The following is a 21,461-nucleotide window of genomic DNA, read 5'->3' as shown; positions in this document are numbered from 1 at the left end:
ACTTATTGTATACTCTCTCACTAAAAATAATATATGAAGATAAGTGAAGTTATGGAGATCACATCTCTTACAAAAAAAGCTATAAACTATTATGAGGAAAATGGACTTATTAGTCCTTCAGTAAATAAGGAAAATAACTATAGGGATTATACTAAAGAAGATATTGAAAAGTTAAAGCAAATCTCTGTTTTAAGAAACTTTGATATACCAGTAAAAAAGATAAGAGAAATATTAGTGAACCCTAAAGAAATGGAAAAGATATTGACAGAACATTTAAATAAGATAAAGGCACAAATTTTAAATATGGAAAGATCTAAGGACATTTTCCAGCTGTGCATAAATGACATTAATTTTCCAAATTCTAATATAGACAAAGTTACTGATGACATGATGCTGCTAAAAAGAAGCCTTGACATGAGTGAAAGGGAAAAAGAAGGGTATATGAAAAAAGAGCTGATACGCATCTTTCCTGGATTTTTTGGTAGATACATTTGTTTGAAGTATTCAAATTACCTTGATGAGCCAATTGACAGCAGAGAAAAGGAAAATGCATGGATTCATCTTGTTAAAATACTTGACGACAGTCATGAGTTAAAAGTTAATAAAAAAATATTAGAAAACATGGAATCAGATAAAATTGATTGGAATTTGCTTGAAGAAATAATTAAAAATAGAGATAAAGATTTTTATTCAATGAATGAAGAAGACATTCAAAATTATGTAGATAATTTGTATGATGCTGAGCTAACCGAAACTGATTTGAAATTATTAGGGCAGTTTATAAGTTATGCAAGTTCTAAGGATAATATAAAATATATGAACGATTTACTTAAATTAATAGATGAAGATTTAAAGGTACTCAGTTCAAAGTACAAAAAATTTCAAGAAAATCTTTCATCAGTTAATTGTGAAATGAAAAAAATGTATACAGAGTGTTCTAAGGTTAGCGCTAACGAAATTGAAAATAATATGGGGATAATTACTTTACCTGAAATGACTTTTGTTGGCTGTGAATATAAAAAAATTATTCCCCCTGGTAAAACACCTAAACTAGTTGAGAATTTTAGAAAAAGAATTGATGAAATTAGTAATGTGATAAATCCCGGTGATATTTATACAATAAATGGAATAGACAGTCTTCCTCAATATGAAAAGCCTAAAACTTTAATTCACAAATTAAGCTTTTCATTTATAGTAGGGGTACAAGTTTCAAAAGCCGAACAAATACCCAAAGACATGCAAGTATTTACTATACCTTCTCATAAGCATGCCTGGTATACTACTTCAGAAGGAAGTAAAAATTTAAAGGGCTTTATGAAAAATGAAATACCGTTAATTACATTCATTTCCCAGGCGCATAAAATTGTAAAGTTTCCTGTGCTGACGTTATACAGCAGTGATTGTAAAGATACCAGGGAGTCAGCTGTTTATAACTATATGCCGATAGAATAGGGATAACGTACTTGGTTTAGGTACGTTACCCAATTATTAAAGCTTTTTTATTTTAATTCACACTTTATTTTATTTATTATAGTGTTATCAGAAATTGTAAATAAGTTATCTATAAGATCAGTTCTAAAACTTCCTATGCCGGTAACATGATGAGAAAGTTCCCCGCATATTCCCATAAGTGATACAGCTAAAATAGTACCACCAAATATATCTAAGGAAGAAATATAACTTGCTATAAGTGCAGTAACCATACATCCTGTACCTGTTACCATTGAAAGCATTTTACAGCCGTTTTTTATTAAATATGTTTTGCTGCTGTTAGTTATTACATCTACTGCACCAGTGGCTGCAATAACAGAATTTGTTCTAAGGGATAGCTTTTTCACAATTTCTATATTTTCATCAAAGTTATCATCTGTTATCCTATCACATTCTCCTGCATCTATTCCTTTTGCATTGCTTTCTATACCACAAATTGCTCTTATTTCAGATAAATTACCTTTGATGACATCTGGATGGCACTGAGAAATAAACTTTTTTGCATAATTAAACCTCAATTTACTGCAGCCAACACCAACAAGATCAATTACTTGGGGAATTCTTTCTTTAAAAGCCGTTTTGCCTGAAATCAACATGGATTTCATTCTAACATCGGTTATATTTCCAAGGTTAACTCCAAGTGCGTTAGAAGCAGATGTAATTTCAGAAACCTCTAGAGGATGCTCGGCCATAATAGGTTTTGCCCCAATAGCAAGCATTGAATTTGCACAATCATTTATTGAAATTGGATTTGTAATATAATGAATAAGAGGTTTTTTTATTTTAACATTGCGTTTTATTTGCAATAGGTTGTTTATCAGTGTCTGTTGATTTGTCATAGACTTTTACCCCCAAGTCTTTCTGAATCTTTATAAGCATTCCATTTTTGCTTAATGCTCCTAAAAAAATAAAGGCAATTGTTCCACCAATAATTGTAGCAGTAAAGAATAAAGGAATATAAAACATAAGTGAAAGTCCTTTTTTGCCCCAGAAATATGTCATAATAGGCGATGAGACAATAGCGCCTATAATACCTGTTCCGATAACTTCACCTAAAACTGCAAAAATCAAAGTATTCTTAGATATTCTATATAAAAATCCTGCTAAAAAAGCTCCAAAAACAGCACCTGTCAAAGCTAAAGGTGGAATTCCCATAAGAAACATTCTTATAATTCCAATACAAACAGCACAAAGCAGCGCATACCAAGGTCCAAAAAAAACTGCACATGTAATATTTATAACAGAAGACATAGGACACATTCCTTCTATACGAAGAATTGGCGAAATGACAACTCCCATTGCCACCATCATTGCCAGCATAAGTTTTTTTAATAGTTTTGATTTTCTTTCCATAATAAAGTACCTCCATAATAATATTTATTTTCTAAATTTATCACATAGGAAATAAGTATCATTATTGTAGGCATAATTTTAGAGTAACTAAATAGCAATTCCCTATATGACAAATCATATTGGTCGGTCGAAGCTCAAAAGCTTCCTCTCACCTTGAAACACAAGTTCCCTCGCTATTTAGTTGTACTTTTTAAAGCCTTTGGGCGCTCCCCCAATGCTTTTTAAATATAAGTAAAAAATGGAATATACCTTGTAAGGCACATTCCATCTACACTCATAAAATATACAAAAACAGCATAAATTAAATATTTCCTTACGTCGGCATTATCCGAATCAAGTTATAGGTCGAAGCATATACTTCCTCTCAGCATGCTTAAGCATGCTCCCTTTTTATGAAAATCATACCATATGTATTCCATGTATGCAAATTTTTTTTTATTTTATTATCAAGTGATTCTTAGGTTCAGATGGAGTTCGCTTATAAGGATTACTTTCTCCAGCTGAACCTTAGAAGAACTTATCCAGGCACGTAGCAGTGCTTATCCCCCACTTTGGTAGAAAAGCAGATATCCCAAATCTTTGATTTGGTGATAGTCGCTTTCGCTGTGTGCGATGGGGGTGTTAGCAATGGTAGCGATCGGATAGATACTTTTTAAATCCTTTAACCACATCATTTTTGTATCCAACTGATTCGTAAAATTTATAAGCATCTTTCCTCTTGAAAGCCGATACTAGCATGGTAAAATAGCAGTCTTTCTTCCTGGCAAAGTTCTCAATAAAAGTCATTAGAGTCTTTCCGATTCCCATCCGTCTACAATTATTTTTTACAATTACATTCTCAACGACCATAAAGGGCTTACATTCTCCACCAAGATCCTGACAAATAATACCTAATAATGAACCAACTAAATTATTATCACTATCTTTTGCTCCAATTAATATATAGTCTTTATTTGAATTAATTAATGTAAACTTATCTTTGAATTTTTGCAAATTCGTTTTTTTACCTAAAAGTTCCTCATATAAATTTGATAAGTCATTTAAATCATCATATGTTATCCTAGTTATAGTAACCAAATTTATTTCACTTCCTTTTTTAGATTCTAAGTTCACATCATATTATAGTTTAGAGTTTTAGATTTTTTATTGTTTTTACTGCTATAAATATTGTTTAAAATGCTTTGAAATAATATCTTATATAAGAGACAATTTTTAGAAATTTTTGCCATGTACATCTGCAGCTGACTGATCTATTTTAATGCTTTTCTTATTGTGCATTCTAAAAGCAGTGAATAGTGCTCCGAAGGCACATACAATAGTCAAAACAATATATACATATTTCATTGCATATACAAAAATATCATCTCTTCCTGTAACATAGTCTGTTACACGATATCCTATCTTAATGCTCATAAAACTATATAAGAGGCTTGTGGAAAGTATAATTCCTATAATTTGTCCTAAGTTTCTCACAAGAGAATTGACACTGCCAACTATTCCTAGTTCATTTTTAGGAACTGTTGACATTATAAGTGAATTATTTGAAGGTTGAAACAATGATTGTCCTAAAGCTAATACCACAATATAAATTATAATCTTCGTGATAGAAGAATATTGATTTAAAAATGACAGGAATATAAAACTTATACTCATAAGCAAGAGTCCTAAAAAACTTAAAAGCTTGGATCCTATTTTGTCTGACAAGTTTCCTGAAAGCGGAGAAATTACAGCCATGACTAGCGGCTGTACCATCATTATAAGACCTGTTATACTAGAGTTTAGTTTCATTGCATCTTGAAGATAAAAAGGTATTATAATTATTGAAGCATTTAGACAAACAAATGATATAAATGCACAAAACAAGCTTAAAGAAAATACATTGTTCTTAAAAATTTTCATTTGTATGAGAGGTTTTTCTATTTTATTTTCTAATACAATAAATACTGATATAAATAGAATAGATACAATAAATATTGTAATTATAATAGGATTATTATATCCGATCTTCTGTCCTTGAATCAGGGAACCAAATAAAAGTACCATTGACAGGAAAATAAAGGTTGACCCTTTTACATCAAGTTCACTATTTATTTCTTTATTTTGGATTTTACTATGAGGTAATACTTTTAAAGCAGCGATAAATGCAATTACTCCGATAGGCACATTGACGAAAAATATATAATTCCAGCTTAAATAGTAGGTAATAAATCCACCTGCAGGTGATCCTATTAAGGTTCCCAAGGCAACAGAGGATGCCAAAATTCCAAGGGCTTTTCCCCTTTCATTTCTTGGAAAAACTTGAGTTATAATACCTTGATTGTTAGCCATGTAAGCTGAAGCACCAATGCCTTGTATAATTCTAAATATAATAAGCTCTGTAAATGAAGTTGAAATGCCGCACATGAAAGAAGTTATAGTAAAGACAACCATTCCAAATTTAAATACCTTCATTTTGCCTATTATATCACCTAGTCTTCCAAATATTAAAATAGTTGAGCAAATTGAGATGATATAACTTGCTACAATCCATTCTATAGACACCATGGGTACTGAAAGTTTTCTTGACATTACAGGCAGAGCTACATTCACAATATTAGAAACAAGACAGGACATAAAAGTCATAGATATAACAACAAGTAAAATTCCGTATTTATTTTTATATTTCATGTTAGTTAGATAACCCCTTTCTTTTTAAAATAGTAGTATTTTATTGATATTTACTAGTGAAATATCTAGATATATAATAACAATATAAGTATTGAATTTCATTGAATATATTGATTAATATTAGTACTATATTGATATGAGGAGATGCTGCAATTATGAATAAATCCCAAATTAATTATTATTATAAAGACATGCCCGATAAAAATTTTTTTGTAGATATATTCGAAGTAAAAGTTAACAAGCTGGGAGCTACATTTGAAGAAAATTGGCATGAGCATCTTCAATTTTTTTATTTTATACAGGGTAGTGCTTTAATCAGGTGCAATTATAAAAGTATTCATGTAAAAGCTGGGGATTTTATAATTGTAAACAGCAATGAACTTCATTATTGTGAAAGTTTATGTGATAATTTAATATATTATATTATAAGGGTTGACCTTTCATTTTTATTTAGCAGTCAGATGGATTCCTGTCAGACCAAGTTTATGGTACCACTGGCAAAGAACCTTATTTTATTTAAAAATCTAGTTAGAAATGATAAGGAGATACTCAGTTGTGCAGATAAAATTATTGAGGAGTATTTTTCAAAAAGGCTTGGATATGAACTGGCTGTAAAAGCATATATATATGAACTTATTGTACTGCTATTCAGAAAATATGTTGAAAAAATTTTAACAGCAAAACAATTTAACTGTCGAGTTAATAATCTAAACAGATTAAAAAATGTATTTTTGTACATCAACGAAAATTTTACTAAAAAAATAACTTTAGATGAAATTTCAGAAATGGCTCATATTAGTAAAGAGCATTTTTGCAGGACATTTAAACAAATTACAGGTAGATCTTTAACGAATTATATAAATAATCTTAGAATACAAAAAGCAGATTTATTGCTGCAGAAAACTGATTTAAATATAACAGAAATAGCACTGAATTGTGGATTTAGTGATGTAAATTATTTTAGCCGTATATATAAAAAAGTTAAAAATGTATCACCGCTGAATTTTAGAAAAAATTTATGCAATAATTTATGAAAATTAAAATTCATTTATTTTTCTTTTACTAGTTGAAATATAAAAAATACAATCGACCCAAACAGTAAAATCAAAAAGACTGGTAGGAATAGTGGTGATAGATTTTTCCCGGTAGTTGATTGTAACGTCAAATATGAAAATACTGAGGCTATCAACAGTTTTACAGTTCCTATCATGTTTTTTAAAATTCTATATACTTTTTCTTTATTTTGATCTGTTACTTGTATTCCTGTATTCCATATTTGAGGAAATTTTTCTACAATGGATAACCCAATAAATATAATCCATCCCACAAGCAAAAGTACAATTAAAGAGTTCTTGTCTGTTACTTTATCAATAGTACCAGCGGCATTATGATGCCCAGGTATTTCTGCAGGAATTGTCTTCCATAGAATAGTCAAAACAACAACTGTCCCAGCTAAGCATAATAAACTTAAAAGATTGACGATAACATCATATTTATTTTTTTTAATTTTCATTTTCAACTCTCCAAATCATATTATTATCAAGGCAAAAACAATCTTAGGCAAACAAATTGCGGTTGTATATTCAATGTGGGTTAAGTAAATTGAATATTTGTATAAAATTATACTATGAAATTTGAAAGTTGCAAGACTATGTTTACGTTTTGCTAATATATAATGTTATGTTAAAATAATTATTAAGAAGGGAAGCGGATGATATGATTGAAGAGATTTCAGCACGCAGGAGCATAAGAAAATACATAGATAGAGAAGTTGAAAATGAAAAAATACTGCAGTTGATTGAAGGCGCAAGGCTTGCTCCATCGGGAAGCAATACTCAACCATGGAACTTTATTGTGGTAAAATCAGAATCAAATAGGCAAAAAATATCACGAGTATGTCATAATCAGAAATGGATGCTTTCTGCTCCAGTTTTTATTGCTTGTGTAGCGGACATACGCTGCAGAATAGATGAGAAAATAGCTGTATCATTGGATGAAAACAGTCCGGAAGAGGAACTTAAACAGATAATTAGAGATACTTCAATTTCTGTAGAACATATATTGCTTGGAGCTGATAACCTGGGATTAGGTACTTGCTGGGTTGGATGGTTTGTACAAAATGAAATAAGACCAATTTTAAATATACCTGATGATAAATATGTAGTTGGAATTGTCACACTTGGTTATGCAGATGAAAAGCCTAAACCTCGTCCACGAAAGAAACTGGAAGAAATTATACATTATGAAAGCTGGAAGTAATTGATTATGAATGACAAGGGTAAAATGATAAAAAATCTTATTTTCATAAATGGAACAATGGGTGTAGGAAAGACAGCAACAAGTAAAGAATTACAAAAACTGCTGCCTAAATGTGTCTTCCTTGACGGTGATTGGTGCTGGAATATGTCACCCTTCATCGTTACAGATGAAACTAAAAGTATGGTAATTGATAATATTACATATATGCTAAATAATTTCATTTCATGTTCGGAGTATGAAAATATTATATTTTGTTGGGTAATGCATATGCAAAGTATTCTTGATGATGTATTATCTAGAATAAACAAAAGGGGTTGTAAGGTGTATAAGTTTTCTCTTATATGTTCACAAAAAGCATTAATTGAACGAATTACAAAAGATATTGAAAATGGAACCAGAACAGAAGATGTCATTGATAGAAGTGTGCCCAGGTTAAATAATTATATAAAAATGGATACAGATAAAATAGATGTAGATGAAATTTCAGCAAAAGATGCAGCAGAAATAATGTATAAACGGATCATAGCAACATAAAAGTAATATGAAATTTATTCACCTAGTTCCTTTTTTAAATCTGATATATAAAGTGACTGCTGTTTTTTTAGATACAAACCTGCAAATAAATTCATTATAGGATTATTTACTGATACTTTTTCTGTAAATTCAATCTGGGTACCATTATTAGCAGGACTAAAAGTTCCAATCCAATGACCCTTCATATTCTTGTTAGCCATATCAAATTCATATTGCTCATAAGGCTTTTTTAAAGTAATATTAAATTTAGTGGAAAAATTATTTTTTGTATATTCTGTAAAAGAGTTTCCATCTTCTGAAACATCAATTTTACTTAAATCACTTCTCCACTCATATTTATTGTTATTTGTAACTACTTCCCATACTTTTTTAATATCTGATTTAAATGTAGTTGTAATGGTTGATTCTTTCATAATACACATTCTCCCTCATAAATTTACTATTTATAATGCTTAGTCTTAAGTTGAAATTAATAATCAACTTAAAATTGGAATTTGTAGTTAATCAAAATTTTATATATGCCATACATATAGTGCCATATCATAATTATTTTTTAATTTCTTCTTACCGGCATATATAAAACCTTCATTTTCATATAACATCCTCAATTTATTTCTTTGTAAATTACAATCTAATCTTAGTGAATTAATATCATTTTCTAATGATAAATTTTTGGCAAAATTGATAAGTTCTTTTGAGACACCTTTACCTGCAATCACTCTCTTAACAGCCAACTTATGTATATAAAGTGACTTTCCCTTTGAAATTTCAGGCCAATACTTTGTGTCTAAATCAGTTATAGCCATACATCCTACAGGCACCCCATTCTGGTAATCAATATAAAAATCATTAATCTGATAATCTTTTGATAGAGAATTCCATTTTATACTGTTTTCATTCCATTGATTCTGTAATTTATTTTTTTCCATCCACATCACTGCATCTAGTAATATCTCCTCAATCACTAAAGTATCATGTTGTTCTGCCTGCTTTATCATAGATTATCCCCCTAAACTACTATTTATATTATCTAACATTAAATTGGAATTTGTCAGTGTATATCTAATTGCATAAATACTGCTGTCGGTGCTGGATTGTCATTATATCTTTCGATTTCGTAAAAGCCATAATTTTTATACATTTTAATTGCTTTATCCATAAAAGGAAACGTATCAAGTCTTATATGCTTATAGCCAATTTCTTTTGCATCAGAAATAATTTGTTCCATAAGTTTTCTTCCTATATGTTTTCCTCGATTACCTGGTCTGACATATAAGCGTTTCATTTCACAGTAATCTTCATCGACTTTTCTTAACGCAATACATCCTACAGAATTATTGTCAATACTTGCAATATATAATCTTCCTTCTGGCAAACCATACTTTTCTGCTATTCCATTTATTTCATCACTATAATGCTGCGATTTCAAACACGCAATAACTTCTTCACCTTCCGCTAATATACTTTCCGTATATTCTTTAAATAATTGGATTAATTCTTCTTTTTCCTTATATGCCAATCTAATCGTTACATCCATATTGGGTACCTCCCTAAATTACTATTTATCTGTATGCTGTACAAATAAATTATACTATTTTATACAATATGTTACTATATTTTGTTGAGTATTTTCCAACCAATTTGAGGGATATAGGTGCTTTAAGCCATTTGAATTCAATGGATGAGGGTACTTTTTTTATTGAGTTTGTGAAAATTGAAAAATGGTTGGAAAATTTTCAGCGGATGCCTTTATTATTAAGGGTTTTAGGAATATAATGAAAATAGAGAATGGCTATTTTACTGTGGTTGAACCTTAACATGAGATGTATTTAAATATGACAAAGGAAGAAGAAAACGAAAGGCTTAAGGGAGTTGAACCTTAACATGAGATGTATTTAAATGTAAAACTTCTTTGTGTTGCTGCTTTAGGATTAGTGTTGAACCTTAACATGAGATGTATTTAAATTGTAATGAATAAAAGAATTAGTATGTTCAATTCTAGTTGAACCTTAACATGAGATGTATTTAAATTCTCTTTCAAATAGTTTTTTCTTAACCGTTTGGCTGGTTGAACCTTAATATGGCACTATTTTCTGAATAAAAATAATAATCTGTAAATATTTAAAAATATGTTGGATAGAAAAACATAAATGCTTTATAATTAGTACTAAGAAGGATAAACATAAGAGGATGTGGATGAGATTTGGCAAAGAAACACGATTTTGATGCAGCGTGGAAATCAATTTTGGAAGCCTTTGAAGTAGAAATAGTAGAACTGCTTTTCCCGGAGATATTTAAAAATATAGCATGGGAATATGGAACAGAATCTTTAGATAAAGAACTTCAAGAAATACAAAGGGAAATTTTTGATAGAGATAGCAGTGAAAAGGTAATATCGGATAAAATAATAAAGGTAAAATTAAAAAATAATAAGAGTAAAATATTGTTTATACATGTGGAAGTACAAAGTTATGCCAGCTGTGATGAAGTATTTGGAGAGAGAATGTTCAGATATTTCTATAGAATCTGGGATAAATTCAGGTATAGGTATGAGGACAAATCGGAAATAGTGGCAGCAGCGATATATACATATAAGGGAGAAAGAGGTAAAGACAAGAATTACATATATAGATTGCCAGAGATAGAAGAAGACATATTAACATATAATTTTAGAACAGTAGATGTTGAAAATATAAATCTAGAAAATATCAGTGAAGACAACCCGTTAAAGTTAGTGTTTAAAATAGCAAAGAATTTATTAGAAACAAAAGCTGATGATGAAGAAATATATAGGGCAAAGATTAAATTAGCAGAAGAGCTAAGAGAATATGAAAAAGTAAAAAACAATGAGCAAATAAAAGCACTAGTAGACTTTTTAGAATACTTATTTTTAATTGAAGATCCAGAGTTAGAAAAGAAATATGAGAAGTATAAAAAGGAAATTGGAGGTGCATTTAAAATGAGTATAGATGAAATCAGAAGACTCCACTATAAGCAAGAGGGAAGAGAAGAGGGGAGAGAAAAAGGAATAGAAGAAGGATTTGCAAAAGGAAGAGAAGAAGAGAGAGAGCAATCTAGGTTGAAGGATATTGAAAGAGTTATAAAATTACTAAACAAAAAGTTTAAGAATGTAGATGAACCTGTGATAGAAAAGGTAAAATTATTAGACAGTGACAGCCTAAATTCAATTATAGAGGACATATTTGATATAGAAACCATAAAAGATTTGAAAAGATATGGAATTTAATAATAAAGTATCTTTAAAGTTTTGAAAGTGAGCTTTAAGGATGCTTTTTTATTTGAAATTAAAAAATGGTTAGAGAATTGTGGCAAAAACTTATGGTGTGTTTTAAACTAAATATCCGGGATAGATTTTTTCCAACCTCTTTGAAGATAGAATGTACTTCAATGCATTGATGTGTAATGGATTGAGGCACTTTTTGGCTGAGTTTGTGAAAATTGAAAAAACGGTTGGAAGATTTTCAGTTGATGACTTTATTATTAAGGGTTTTAGGACTATAATGAAAATAAGAAATGGCTATTTTACTGTGGTTGAACCTTAACATGAGATGTATTTAAATGCAGTGAATACACAGTATTATGATAATACTTACTCTGTTGAACCTTAACATGAGATGTATTTAAATGCTGTTCCAGCGGTATACCCACAAACAGTGAAATCAGTTGAACCTTAACATGAGATGTATTTAAATGGTTCTGAACTGTGTACTTATAGTTCTGAATAGTTCGTTGAACCTTAACATGAGATGTATTTAAATTAAAGGTTCATATAGAACAGACTAAACCCGTATTTGTAGTGTTGAACCTTAACATGAGATGTATTTAAATTATTTATATTATAGAAGTTTTGGACCTTATGATGATGTTGAACCTTAACATGAGATGTATTTAAATTCATTTTTTGTAAGTCCTTGTGTTGCTTTTTGAATTAGTTGAACCTTAACATGAGATGTATTTAAATAAGTTTTTATTTTCATTTTCATATCCCCCAAATTTAGTTGAACCTTAACATGAGATGTATTTAAATTCATATGTAGCTTTTACCATTCCTACTATCCGTGGTGTTGAACCTTAACATGAGATGTATTTAAATTCAATAACGCTTTCCTGATTTCCTTCTTTCAATTTCGTTGAACCTTAACATGAGATGTATTTAAATAAAATTAGCAATGCAATTATGGACAACAACAGAAAAGTTGAACCTTAACATGAGATGTATTTAAATTGAATAAGTATTTTGCTTATTTAAAAATATTTTAACCGTAACATACGATGTTTAAATTTATAAATATTGAAACATACATGTAGTGTAATCAATGTCTCCAATATAGTTTTATATGGAGATTTTTGTTTTATTGTTATAATTTTATGTTATTTATAATAATTATTTTTAAAAATTAGAAATAAGAGGCCAGTAAACTTCACTATTAGTTTGATTTAATTATATTAAATTCATCAATAAGTATATTAAAAAAGTGGTGCAATATGAGTAAGCCTTAGTAAGGCAATTAGTATAGTTAGGTTGCTATATGAAAATGATTGTAATTTTATAAAATATATTACAAAAATTGATAAATAATAGTATAATTAGATTGGAATATGTAACAAATGTGAAAGTTATAAAAACACATTTTTAATAACTTTTACTAGTAAACCAATCTGTATATTTGGTATATCATAAACATTTATTAAGGATCGTGATTTTATGAGATATTATGAACTTAAAATTGCAATATTATTAAAAAGAAATATGAAATTTACACAAAGTAGTGAGATTATAGGAAAAAATATAAGTTATTCTATGCTTAGCAGTGAGGCACTAAAGATATACCATAAAGAAAAGGTATATAAATATGTTTTTGACAACTTCTTTCCTACGGAGAAGGATGGCATATATAGAAAAAATAGAGTATATGTCTTAAATATTCGAAGTTTTAATAAAACCTTTGCAGTAGAAATTAAAGAGTGTATGAAGAACTTTGAAAGTAATGATTTAAAAGTAATAGCCATAGATAGCGGACAAGTAGCTAGGTATAATATAAACTTTATTGAAACCATAACGCCAGCTATAGTAACAGTAGATGGTAAACCTTGGCTCTCAAGTGGAGATATTTTGCTTTTAGTTAAAAGACTTCATGCCAATGCTGAGAAGAAGTATAAATTTTTCTTTAATGAGGAGATAGGTGAAGTAGAAGACTATTTTGTAGAAAAACTAAAAATTTTAAATAATAAGCCTGTAGCTTATGAGTATAAAGGAAGAAAGTTCCTAGCTAATAAATTTAAAATTAAAGTAAATGAGGATGAAAAATCTCAGAAGTTGGCTTTTACTGTTTTAGGAGCGGGTTTAGCTGAAAAAAACTCAGTGTTAGGGGCTGGGTACTGCATAGAGAATAGGAGGTGAGCATAAATAGTGAGTGATTCTAGGGTTATTAAAGAATTTACTAAAAAAGATGTGTTTTATAACAATGGTTTAGTAAATTTAAAGATGTATTTAGATGAATATAGTGTTAAAGGACTAGAGTATGAGCTGACTGAAAATAATTTAAATTTAAAGTATCCGGAGTTAGAAGATGAAAAATATTATAATGAAATACTTAATGGCTTTATTACAAATAATCATATAGTATTTCACACAGATAATGATAGGCTCTATTGGGATAAAGATAACGGAGGTTTTATTTATAGTAAAAAATATGATGTACAGGGGAAATCTTCAGGAAATGATGTTAAAAATTTATATAAATATGTAACACCTACAGAGATAGGAAAGACCACAGAGAAACTATTTAATGAATATATGGAATTTGCAAAAAAGAATGGTTTGAAGGACGCTAGCATAAAAGAAGATAGAAAAATATTTGAAAAAGCTTCTAAATTTAAGCCTGAAAATCAATGTAAAATACCACTATTTATGACGCCTAATGAAGCTGTGAAAAGCTACATAGAATACTCAGTCAAAGGTGACATGTTAAATCTAGATTCAAAGATACATCAATTTGAAGATGGTGGTTACTGTTTTAGAGATATGCTTTTAAATAAGGATAATTATATAGATAAATGGGATGCTCTTATTTATTGGTATGGAGTAAAAACTAAAAGATATTATAATTCAGTATATTTTATTTATTTAAATTCTACAGATTTATTAGCTTTATATGATCTGAAAAAACATTTCAATATAAGTGATGAAATAGAAAAATATAGAGATAAAAAAACTGGAAAAGTAAAAAATTCTTCAACTAATGTTAAAATGTCTAGTCAACTTGAACATGATGGAATAGAAAATAATAATTTCTACATTTCTAGCAGTATTAGTGAGTTCCAATTGAAATTTTTCATGTATATGCTATCTCATATATATCATATAGAAGATGATTATGAAACATCTGATAGAGAGAGAATCAGAAGAAGGGTAGAAAAACTCTACAATAACTTACTAAAGATAAGTTTTGTTACCTATACAGAAGATGGAAATATGAAGTCTAGTCTTGATGAATATACAAAGACATATCGAGTTATTGGATTTTTAAAAAAATTGATAGAAATGAAGTATGATGATTCTACATTATTTAAATATTTTGCTGATTTAATAACTTCTATAAGTTTGTCAAAAAGTGATCAGGAAAAGGTAAACTTGAATATTAAGAAATTTTGTGAGAGTATTCTTAAATTCTCTGATTTAAGAAAAATATATTATGAAGTTTCTTTTAAAATTTTGAGAAATAACAAAAGAAGTTTAGGTTCAGGCTTATATGAATTTGAAAACATCTATTTAAAAGAAATTAGGAGAGGTGAATATATTATGAGTTTACATACAAAGTCAAAGGAGTTAGGTAGGGAAATAGGAGTTTTTGCAGCTAACTTGAATGATAAAGATTTATTGTTTAAATTAAGAAATATTAAGAACCAAAAGCAAATGGTAAGTTATTTTAAAGACTTAAAGTTTACTGTTTTAAGAAAGCAAGCAGATGCTAAGTTTTCGAAAGAATTTAATAATACAATGGAGGAAATTCTTACTGAAATTGAAGAAAAACCAGCAGACTGGGAAATTATAAGAGATTATATAGCTATTTATGCAATTGATAAGTATAGAGCAGCTGTATATGCAAAACAAACGTCAAAGGGAGGTAAGTAATATGTTTTATAACATTGCATATGTTTCAAAGGTAAATTTAGCTTCACTAAATGGCAGTGAAGGAATGGGAGGAAATATTACACCTATAAAGAAAATCACAGATAATCAGGGTGAGGAATATGCTTACATATCAGGTCAAGCCCAAAGAAGATATTTAAAAGAAACCTTACGTCAATTAGGGGAAAGGATAACTGCAGTTAACGAAAAAGGTGAACCAAATTTCTTAGAACTAGATGGAGATATTTATGAAAAAGGTAAGGATAAATTCAAGAATAAGCAATTGATGTACAAAGAATTCTGTGATCTTGATTTATTTGGATATATGCTTCCTAAAGGGGGAAGACGTTGGTCTCCTGTGAAAGTGGCACCAATGGTTTCTATTCATCCCTATAAAGGAGAATATGATTATCTAACAAGAAAGCAGTATGTGGAAGATGAAACTAAAAAGAGCGGAAATATTGTGCAAATAGAAATAGATACTTTAAATTATATGAGGGGCAATATAGTTATTGACGCAGATAAAGTAGGTAAAGAAATAAATGAATATACCTATGAAGTAACTCCTATGCTTACAAAAGAGGAAACAAATAATAGAATAAATAAACTAATAGATGCTATCAGATTTTTTAACGGTGGAGCTAAACAAGCTAGAAATTTAGAAGATATTTCACCGAAGTTTGCAGTTATTACAAAGCAAAAAACAGGAAATCCATTTTTGCTAAATAGCATATACATTGACAAACATAACAATTTAGATTTTAATGCTATTATTGATGAAATAAAAGATAATAAGGCTGTAATTGAAAATGTAGATGTAGGTATTGCAAGAAATGTATTTAAAAATGAATCAGAGATAAAAGAATCGTTTTCTAAAGCAGGTATTAAAATATGTAGCATAACGGAAGCCTTTAATTCTTTAAAGGTAGGAGAAATTTAAAATGGATATCATAAAATTTCAAGTTGAAGGAATATTCAACTCTTTTAGAGTACCATTTTTTAGAACTTATCATAAAACATTTTTAGCGCCACCAAAAACAACTATACTAGGGATGCTTACTAATATTATGGGAAAATCAGAGAAGTTCTACTATAATATTTTTAATGAAGATAAGATTAAGGTTTCAGTTGTTATAAACTCAATAAAAGGTAAGGCTAAAGATTTATGGTCATACAAGTCCCTTGAGAGCAAGGGTGGTATGCATGGGAGAAGTATTGTAAGAAGAGATAGGCTTTTTAATGCAAGATATACTATTTATTTAAAAATAGGTGAAACTTCATTAGGAAAAGAAGTATTTAATTCTTTAGTTTATCCTAAAGCTGTTCCTTCTCTTGGACTGGATGATGAACTTATAAAAATATCTTCTGTTAAAAATGACGTAAAATTAATAGAAAATGATACACATATTATTAATTCGGTTTTTATGGATAAAGGATATGAGTATGAGGTAAAAGTCAAGGATTTTCATAAAGATATAGAAGTACCTACTGCTAATATTGTTCCTTTAAAATATATAATAACTGAAAAGAAAAACTTTAGAACTACAAGAAAAGCTACTGAAGAGTATAAACAAGTTGAATATATAAACTGCTATGTGAAGCTTAAAGATATTGAAAGTTTTATATGTGGGGAAAATAGGATAGTTTTTTACTAAAGGAGATGAAAATATGTGTGACATTATAGCTAAAAAAAGAAAAGACGGTGCTATTCAAAGTTTAGATCAGCACACTTTTGCAGTTATTGAAGAGGCATTAAATTTAATTGATGCTTCAGAAATAGAGTTTATTTCAAAAGAAGTTAGCTGGAGTAAAAGTAAAATTAAGGATTTAATATTTTTCTGTTCTTATTTTCATGATATAGGCAAAGCTACTGAAGAGTTTAAAGCAACCATAGAGAATGATAGTAAAAGCTGTCATTCTCTTTACTCTTCAAGTTTATTTAGTAAAGTTCAAGATTTTGAGTTTAGTGAAGAATTTGGTGTAAATATGTTAATGCTGAGTATTCTTACCCATCATTCTGTGTTTAAAGAAAATAGTTCCTTTAAAGCAGCAGCTAATGATAAGAAGTTCAATTTTAAGTTCCTGCCTTATGCAGAGATCTTTTTTTACAAATATAAGGAAGCTTATGAAAAGTATATGGATGCAGCCTGTAATTATAAATTAAAATATGAAGAACTGGATTTAAATGAACTTGGAAAGAAAATTAGATATATTTATGAGGATGTTAAATATATAGAAAATAAAGAAAAATATAAAAGCTTAAGATTACTATATTCCTATGTACTTGGCATTGTCAACTTATCTGACTGGATAGCTTCTGCAAAATTTAATGGAAGTATGACAAAAATAAATTTTGATTATTTAATTAGCAAAAATGAACTTTGTAGTAAATTTGCAAAGTCAATTCAAATCGATGTATTTAATCCAAAACACTTTCAAGAGAAACTTTCAAATTATAAGGGCAGTGTCCTTGTAGAAATTCCTACAGGAGAAGGAAAAACAGAAGGTTCTTTATTGTGGGCAGTAAATAATTTGAAAAATAAATTCAGTAAAATAATATATACCCTTCCTACTCAAACTACCTCCAATAAGCTATATGAAAGAACTAGAGACGTATTTGGAGAGAATACTGGACTTATACACAGTTCTTCTAAAATTTATCTTGAGAAAAAATATGAGGTAGAAAACGGAAAAGTTGATGATAAGTTCGAAAGTGACATTTTGTTTAGTGCTACCTTTAATAAAGGAGCCACAGTTTCTACCATAGATAGTTTGCTTAAATACTTTTTAAATATAGGTAGATATAATATTGCCACATTAAATTTTTTAAGGTCTGTAATTATTATAGACGAGGTTCATTCCTATGATTTTAAGCTTATTGGTTTTATAAAAAGATTTCTAGAGATATGTGAGCATTATAAGGTGTCAGTTTGTCTTATGAGTGCATCTATACCTAATCAGATAAAGAAACTTTTAGGCATAAATAATATGTCAGTTATTAGTGAAAGCAGTTTATTTAATAAAAAAGCAAATTATATATACAAGGTTGAGAATTCACTGGATAATGATTTTGATAACATTATAAGTAAATTTAATGAAAAAAAAAATATCTTAATAGTTAGAAATAATATAAAAAGATCTGTAGAAACTTTTAAAGTACTTAAAAATAAAGGCGTTGAAAATATAATTCTTTATAATTCTCAATTTAAGAAAAAGGACAGAGTTAAAAAGGAAAATGAAATATATAATAAGTTAAAAAACAAAGAACATTTCATTTTAGTAGCCACTCAAGTTGTTGAAATATCTCTTGATATAGATTTTGATGTTATGTTTACAGACAATGCACCTATAGATTCATTAATTCAAAGATTTGGAAGAGTAAATAGAAAGAAGAAAGAAGACAGATTAGGTGAAATATTTATATATAGAGATACAGATATAAAACCTTATTATATAAGAATGTTAGAACTAACATTTGATGCTGTTGAAGAAGGATTATTTCCTTTAGGAAAATATACAGAATGGCTTAACAAGGTATATGATAAATTATTTAATGATAAAGTGATTATAGATGAACTTCAGAGCAAATTTGTAGAAGGGTATGGAAAGTTTGATAGTATTATGAAGGAGCTTTATGGAATAGAACAAAGTGAAGATATTTATAATTTAAGGGATATTGAATTTCCTAAAAAAGATTTTATTTTGCAAGATGATTATGATAAGAAAGATTTTAAGTACGAAAATACAGTATCTTTACCAGCATATTTAGGAGAAGAAAAATCAGGTCATTTAATTAGAGACGAATTTGTAAAGAATTATTATGATATTTTAAATTTTGAATATGATTATGAAGTTGGAGTAAAAATAGACAATTTATTTCCTGGAGAAAGCTAAGTTTTAAGACATATGTCATAATGATGAAAGGTGCATTTCTATGAAAATAAACGGTACGCTTATAAATTATTATTTTCATTGCAAAAGACAATTTTGGCTGCATGCCAACAGAATCAACATGGAATATACAAATGAAGATGTAAAGATTGGAAAAGTAATTCATGAATTGAAGGCAGAAGGAAATAAAAATGCAGAAATATCTATAGACAATATAAAGATAGATAAGATTACAAAGGATTATTTAGTAGAGATAAAAAAATCCGATGCAGATGTAGAAGCAGTAAAATGGCAGGTGTTATTTTATCTCAGTATATTAAAAAACAAGGGAATTTATAGAGACGGGAAAATTGAATTTCAGGAGAAAAACAAGCAGGAGAAAAAAGTAATATATGTAAGCCTTACAGAAGAAAATGAGATGAAATTAAAAGAGCTGAATCTTGAAATGGAAAAATTACTTGAAAAGGACATGCCTCCTAAAGTTGGCAAAATGAAAGGATGCAAAAAATGTGCTTACTATGAATATTGTTATATTTAAGAAGAAGGTGAAATTTAATGGCCAGCGGAACTAAATATTTGATGAGTATGGGAGAACTCAAGCGAAAAGACAATTCTATTGTATTTCATAATGAAAAAGGTAATTTTTATCTTCCAATAGAATCTACAAGAGAAATATACTGCATGAATGAAATTACAGTAAACAGCAAATTTCTTGATTTTGCTGCAAAGGCAGGTATAGTCATTCATTTTTTTAATTACTATGGATACTACAGTGGAAGTTTTTATCCTAAAGAAAGTCTTGTAAGTGGCAAGGTTACTATAAAGCAAGTAGAAGCTTTTTTAAATAATAGAAATTATATAGCAAAGTCCTTTGTAAGGGGTATAGGAGAAAACATATGCCAGATACTATATCATTATTACAGACATGATAAAAAAGAGGTTGAGCCTACAATTAACTGGATAAAAGAAAAAGTTCCAGAATATTTGGAGGATGGTAATTTAGGTATAAAGCAGATATTGAGAGTTGAAGGGGAGATATGGCAGAGATTTTATGAAAACTTCAAGTACATTTTACCAGAAGATTTTATAATGAATAAAAGAGTGAAAAGGCCTCCCGATAATCCTATAAATGCACTTATATCCTTTGGTAATTCAATTTTATATTCCAAAACTGTATCTCAAATTTATAATACCCATTTAAACCAGACTATAAGTTATCTGCATGAACCATCTGAAGGAAGATTTTCACTAAGTTTGGATTTATCCGAAGTTTTTAAACCAGTAATAGTGTATAGAACAATTTTTGAGTTGGTAAACACAAAGCAAATTCAAGTAAACAAGCATTTTGATAAAAAATACAATTACTGCCTTTTGAATGAAGAAGGGAAGAAAATATTTGTACAGGCAATTGAACAGAGATTTGAAAGTGTTTTTGACCATAAAAAGCTTAAAAGGAAGATAAGTTATAAGACAGCTATAAGGTTGGATGGATATAAGCTTATAAAGTATGTGGTGGAAGGTGAAGAATTTAAGCCTTTCAGCCTGAAAAATATGATGTGATAATTGGAGGAGCTTTATGGGGAAAAATTTTAATTTCAACTATGCTTTTGTGTTTTATGATGTAAATGAGAAAAGGGTAAATAAGGTATTTAAAGTATGCAAAAAATATTTCCACCACCATCAGAATTCTGTTTTTAGAGGCGCTATAACGACTTCTAAAATGATAAAGTTGAAGAGTGAATTAAATAAGATTATAAAGGATAAGGATTTTGTCACAATAATAAAGCTTATGAATGACAGCTGTTTTGAGGAGGATACTTTAGGGATAAATGAAAATAATACTGAAAATTTAATACTTTGATTTTTCCAACCTCTTTGAAGCTTTGAAGTGCTTCAATGCATTGATATGTAATGGATTGAGGCACTTTTTTTATAAGTTTATGAAAATTCAAAAACGGTTGGAAAATTTTCAGCGGATGCCTTTATTGTTAAGGGCTTTAGGGTTATAATGAGAATAAGGAATGGCTATTTTACTGTGGTTGAACCTCAACATGAGATGTATTTAAATTAAATTATTGTAATTTATTTAGTTGTAAGTATATAAAGTTGAACC

Annotated in this window: 21 protein-coding genes, 2 CRISPR repeat arrays and 1 riboswitch (1 of these 24 only partly in view); of the genes, 13 read left to right on the top strand and 8 right to left on the bottom strand. The window is 28.8% G+C overall.

Features of this window, described 5'->3' with window-relative positions:
* The first annotated feature begins 33 nt into the window (after nt 1–33).
* Nucleotides 34–1,452 (top strand): MerR family transcriptional regulator, encoded by a 1,419-nt coding sequence (locus tag CLCOS_RS17045; RefSeq protein ID WP_082853567.1) that lies wholly within the window; start codon nt 34–36, stop codon nt 1,450–1,452.
* A 47-nt stretch (nt 1,453–1,499) separates the two neighbouring features.
* Here CLCOS_RS17045 and thiM read toward each other — a convergent pair whose 3' ends face one another.
* The 4 genes from thiM to CLCOS_RS17025 form a co-directional block, all read right to left on the bottom strand.
* A complete protein-coding gene (gene thiM / locus CLCOS_RS17040) occupies nt 1,500–2,297 on the bottom strand; it encodes a hydroxyethylthiazole kinase (RefSeq protein ID WP_063601539.1) in 798 nt (265 codons plus the stop codon).
* Nucleotides 2,275–2,844 (bottom strand): energy coupling factor transporter S component ThiW, encoded by a 570-nt coding sequence (thiW, locus tag CLCOS_RS17035; protein WP_063601521.1) that lies wholly within the window; start codon nt 2,842–2,844, stop codon nt 2,275–2,277. The genes thiM and thiW overlap by 23 nt, the downstream gene beginning before the upstream one ends.
* Before the next feature lie 293 nt (nt 2,845–3,137).
* Nucleotides 3,138–3,243: riboswitch (TPP riboswitch) on the bottom strand.
* Between the two features lie 222 nt (nt 3,244–3,465).
* Nucleotides 3,466–3,957 carry a GNAT family N-acetyltransferase gene (locus tag CLCOS_RS17030; RefSeq protein WP_082853566.1) on the bottom strand — a complete coding sequence of 164 codons (492 nt, stop codon included), beginning with the start codon at nt 3,955–3,957 and terminating at the stop codon, nt 3,466–3,468.
* Between the two features lie 99 nt (nt 3,958–4,056).
* Nucleotides 4,057–5,511: an MFS transporter gene (locus CLCOS_RS17025; protein WP_063601519.1), complete on the bottom strand. Its 1,455-nt coding sequence runs from the start codon at nt 5,509–5,511 to the stop codon at nt 4,057–4,059.
* A gap of 155 nt (nt 5,512–5,666) precedes the next feature.
* Between CLCOS_RS17025 and CLCOS_RS17020 the strand changes: the two genes are divergently transcribed.
* A complete protein-coding gene (locus tag CLCOS_RS17020) occupies nt 5,667–6,545 on the top strand; it encodes an AraC family transcriptional regulator (RefSeq protein ID WP_063601518.1) in 879 nt (292 codons plus the stop codon).
* Nucleotides 6,546–6,559: 14 nt separating this feature from the next.
* On the opposite strand, the gene CLCOS_RS17015 is transcribed toward CLCOS_RS17020, so the two are convergent.
* Nucleotides 6,560–7,024: a DUF1648 domain-containing protein gene (locus tag CLCOS_RS17015; protein WP_063601517.1), complete on the bottom strand. Its 465-nt coding sequence runs from the start codon at nt 7,022–7,024 to the stop codon at nt 6,560–6,562.
* 203 nt (nt 7,025–7,227) lie between these two features.
* On the opposite strand from CLCOS_RS17015, the gene CLCOS_RS17010 reads away from it, so the two are divergent.
* Nucleotides 7,228–7,770 carry a nitroreductase family protein gene (locus CLCOS_RS17010; protein WP_063601516.1) on the top strand — a complete coding sequence of 181 codons (543 nt, stop codon included), beginning with the start codon at nt 7,228–7,230 and terminating at the stop codon, nt 7,768–7,770.
* Nucleotides 7,771–7,797: 27 nt separating this feature from the next.
* Nucleotides 7,798–8,304 (top strand): AAA family ATPase, encoded by a 507-nt coding sequence (locus CLCOS_RS17005; protein WP_063601538.1) that lies wholly within the window; start codon nt 7,798–7,800, stop codon nt 8,302–8,304.
* Nucleotides 8,305–8,318: 14 nt separating this feature from the next.
* Here CLCOS_RS17005 and CLCOS_RS17000 read toward each other — a convergent pair whose 3' ends face one another.
* The 3 genes from CLCOS_RS17000 to CLCOS_RS16990 form a co-directional block, all read right to left on the bottom strand.
* The gene (locus tag CLCOS_RS17000; protein ID WP_063601515.1) at nt 8,319–8,717 is read right to left on the bottom strand and encodes a hypothetical protein; all 399 of its coding nucleotides are present in this window, start codon (nt 8,715–8,717) and stop codon (nt 8,319–8,321) included.
* A 99-nt stretch (nt 8,718–8,816) separates the two neighbouring features.
* Nucleotides 8,817–9,302 carry a GNAT family N-acetyltransferase gene (locus CLCOS_RS16995; protein WP_063601514.1) on the bottom strand — a complete coding sequence of 162 codons (486 nt, stop codon included), beginning with the start codon at nt 9,300–9,302 and terminating at the stop codon, nt 8,817–8,819.
* A 53-nt stretch (nt 9,303–9,355) separates the two neighbouring features.
* Nucleotides 9,356–9,841 carry a GNAT family N-acetyltransferase gene (locus CLCOS_RS16990; RefSeq protein ID WP_063601513.1) on the bottom strand — a complete coding sequence of 162 codons (486 nt, stop codon included), beginning with the start codon at nt 9,839–9,841 and terminating at the stop codon, nt 9,356–9,358.
* A 666-nt stretch (nt 9,842–10,507) separates the two neighbouring features.
* Here CLCOS_RS16990 and CLCOS_RS16985 point away from each other — a divergent pair.
* From CLCOS_RS16985 to cas2, 9 genes are all read left to right on the top strand, one after another.
* Entirely contained in the window at nt 10,508–11,551 is a 1,044-nt protein-coding gene (locus CLCOS_RS16985) for an Rpn family recombination-promoting nuclease/putative transposase (RefSeq protein ID WP_063601512.1), read from the top strand.
* A 304-nt stretch (nt 11,552–11,855) separates the two neighbouring features.
* Nucleotides 11,856–12,550: a CRISPR direct-repeat array (repeat unit 30 nt; unit sequence GTTGAACCTTAACATGAGATGTATTTAAAT).
* A 480-nt stretch (nt 12,551–13,030) separates the two neighbouring features.
* Nucleotides 13,031–13,726 carry a CRISPR-associated endoribonuclease Cas6 gene (locus CLCOS_RS16980; RefSeq protein ID WP_063601511.1) on the top strand — a complete coding sequence of 232 codons (696 nt, stop codon included), beginning with the start codon at nt 13,031–13,033 and terminating at the stop codon, nt 13,724–13,726.
* Between the two features lie 9 nt (nt 13,727–13,735).
* Complete coding sequence (locus tag CLCOS_RS16975) at nt 13,736–15,460, top strand: hypothetical protein (protein WP_063601510.1); 1,725 nt, start codon at nt 13,736–13,738, stop codon at nt 15,458–15,460.
* Between the two features lies 1 nt (nt 15,461).
* Nucleotides 15,462–16,397 carry a type I-B CRISPR-associated protein Cas7/Cst2/DevR gene (gene cas7i, locus CLCOS_RS16970; RefSeq protein ID WP_063601509.1) on the top strand — a complete coding sequence of 312 codons (936 nt, stop codon included), beginning with the start codon at nt 15,462–15,464 and terminating at the stop codon, nt 16,395–16,397.
* A 1-nt stretch (nt 16,398) separates the two neighbouring features.
* Nucleotides 16,399–17,112, top strand: a complete 714-nt coding sequence (gene cas5 / locus CLCOS_RS16965; protein WP_063601508.1) for a CRISPR-associated protein Cas5 — start codon at nt 16,399–16,401, stop codon at nt 17,110–17,112.
* A gap of 13 nt (nt 17,113–17,125) precedes the next feature.
* Nucleotides 17,126–19,351 carry a CRISPR-associated helicase/endonuclease Cas3 gene (locus CLCOS_RS16960; RefSeq protein ID WP_063601507.1) on the top strand — a complete coding sequence of 742 codons (2,226 nt, stop codon included), beginning with the start codon at nt 17,126–17,128 and terminating at the stop codon, nt 19,349–19,351.
* A gap of 40 nt (nt 19,352–19,391) precedes the next feature.
* On the top strand, nt 19,392–19,886 hold the full coding sequence (locus CLCOS_RS16955) for a CRISPR-associated protein Cas4 (protein WP_063601506.1): 495 nt from the start codon (nt 19,392–19,394) through the stop codon (nt 19,884–19,886).
* 17 nt (nt 19,887–19,903) lie between these two features.
* Nucleotides 19,904–20,908, top strand: a complete 1,005-nt coding sequence (gene cas1b, locus CLCOS_RS16950; protein WP_063601505.1) for a type I-B CRISPR-associated endonuclease Cas1b — start codon at nt 19,904–19,906, stop codon at nt 20,906–20,908.
* A gap of 16 nt (nt 20,909–20,924) precedes the next feature.
* Complete coding sequence (cas2, locus tag CLCOS_RS16945; RefSeq protein ID WP_063601504.1) at nt 20,925–21,209, top strand: CRISPR-associated endonuclease Cas2; 285 nt, start codon at nt 20,925–20,927, stop codon at nt 21,207–21,209.
* A 177-nt stretch (nt 21,210–21,386) separates the two neighbouring features.
* Nucleotides 21,387–21,461: direct repeats of the CRISPR family, unit length 30 nt; unit sequence GTTGAACCTCAACATGAGATGTATTTAAAT (it continues 553 nt past the right edge of the window).

The sequence above is a fragment of the Clostridium coskatii genome (assembly GCF_001675205.1).
Lineage (GTDB): Bacteria > Bacillota > Clostridia > Clostridiales > Clostridiaceae > Clostridium_B > Clostridium_B ljungdahlii.
This window is presented reverse-complemented; position numbering and strand designations above follow the sequence as displayed.

Coding starts and splice junctions, on each gene's coding strand:
- CLCOS_RS17045 (WP_082853567.1), top strand. CDS start 34: ATGAAGATAAGTGAAGTTATGGAGATCACATCTCTTACAAAAAAAGCT.
- thiW (WP_063601521.1), bottom strand. CDS start 2,844: ATGGAAAGAAAATCAAAACTATTAAAAAAACTTATGCTGGCAATGATG.
- CLCOS_RS17025 (WP_063601519.1), bottom strand. CDS start 5,511: ATGAAATATAAAAATAAATACGGAATTTTACTTGTTGTTATATCTATG.
- CLCOS_RS17020 (WP_063601518.1), top strand. CDS start 5,667: ATGAATAAATCCCAAATTAATTATTATTATAAAGACATGCCCGATAAA.
- CLCOS_RS17015 (WP_063601517.1), bottom strand. CDS start 7,024: ATGAAAATTAAAAAAAATAAATATGATGTTATCGTCAATCTTTTAAGT.
- CLCOS_RS17010 (WP_063601516.1), top strand. CDS start 7,228: ATGATTGAAGAGATTTCAGCACGCAGGAGCATAAGAAAATACATAGAT.
- CLCOS_RS17000 (WP_063601515.1), bottom strand. CDS start 8,717: ATGAAAGAATCAACCATTACAACTACATTTAAATCAGATATTAAAAAA.
- CLCOS_RS16995 (WP_063601514.1), bottom strand. CDS start 9,302: ATGATAAAGCAGGCAGAACAACATGATACTTTAGTGATTGAGGAGATA.
- CLCOS_RS16990 (WP_063601513.1), bottom strand. CDS start 9,841: ATGGATGTAACGATTAGATTGGCATATAAGGAAAAAGAAGAATTAATC.
- CLCOS_RS16980 (WP_063601511.1), top strand. CDS start 13,031: ATGAGATATTATGAACTTAAAATTGCAATATTATTAAAAAGAAATATG.
- cas7i (WP_063601509.1), top strand. CDS start 15,462: ATGTTTTATAACATTGCATATGTTTCAAAGGTAAATTTAGCTTCACTA.
- cas5 (WP_063601508.1), top strand. CDS start 16,399: ATGGATATCATAAAATTTCAAGTTGAAGGAATATTCAACTCTTTTAGA.
- CLCOS_RS16960 (WP_063601507.1), top strand. CDS start 17,126: ATGTGTGACATTATAGCTAAAAAAAGAAAAGACGGTGCTATTCAAAGT.
- CLCOS_RS16955 (WP_063601506.1), top strand. CDS start 19,392: ATGAAAATAAACGGTACGCTTATAAATTATTATTTTCATTGCAAAAGA.
- cas1b (WP_063601505.1), top strand. CDS start 19,904: ATGGCCAGCGGAACTAAATATTTGATGAGTATGGGAGAACTCAAGCGA.
- cas2 (WP_063601504.1), top strand. CDS start 20,925: ATGGGGAAAAATTTTAATTTCAACTATGCTTTTGTGTTTTATGATGTA.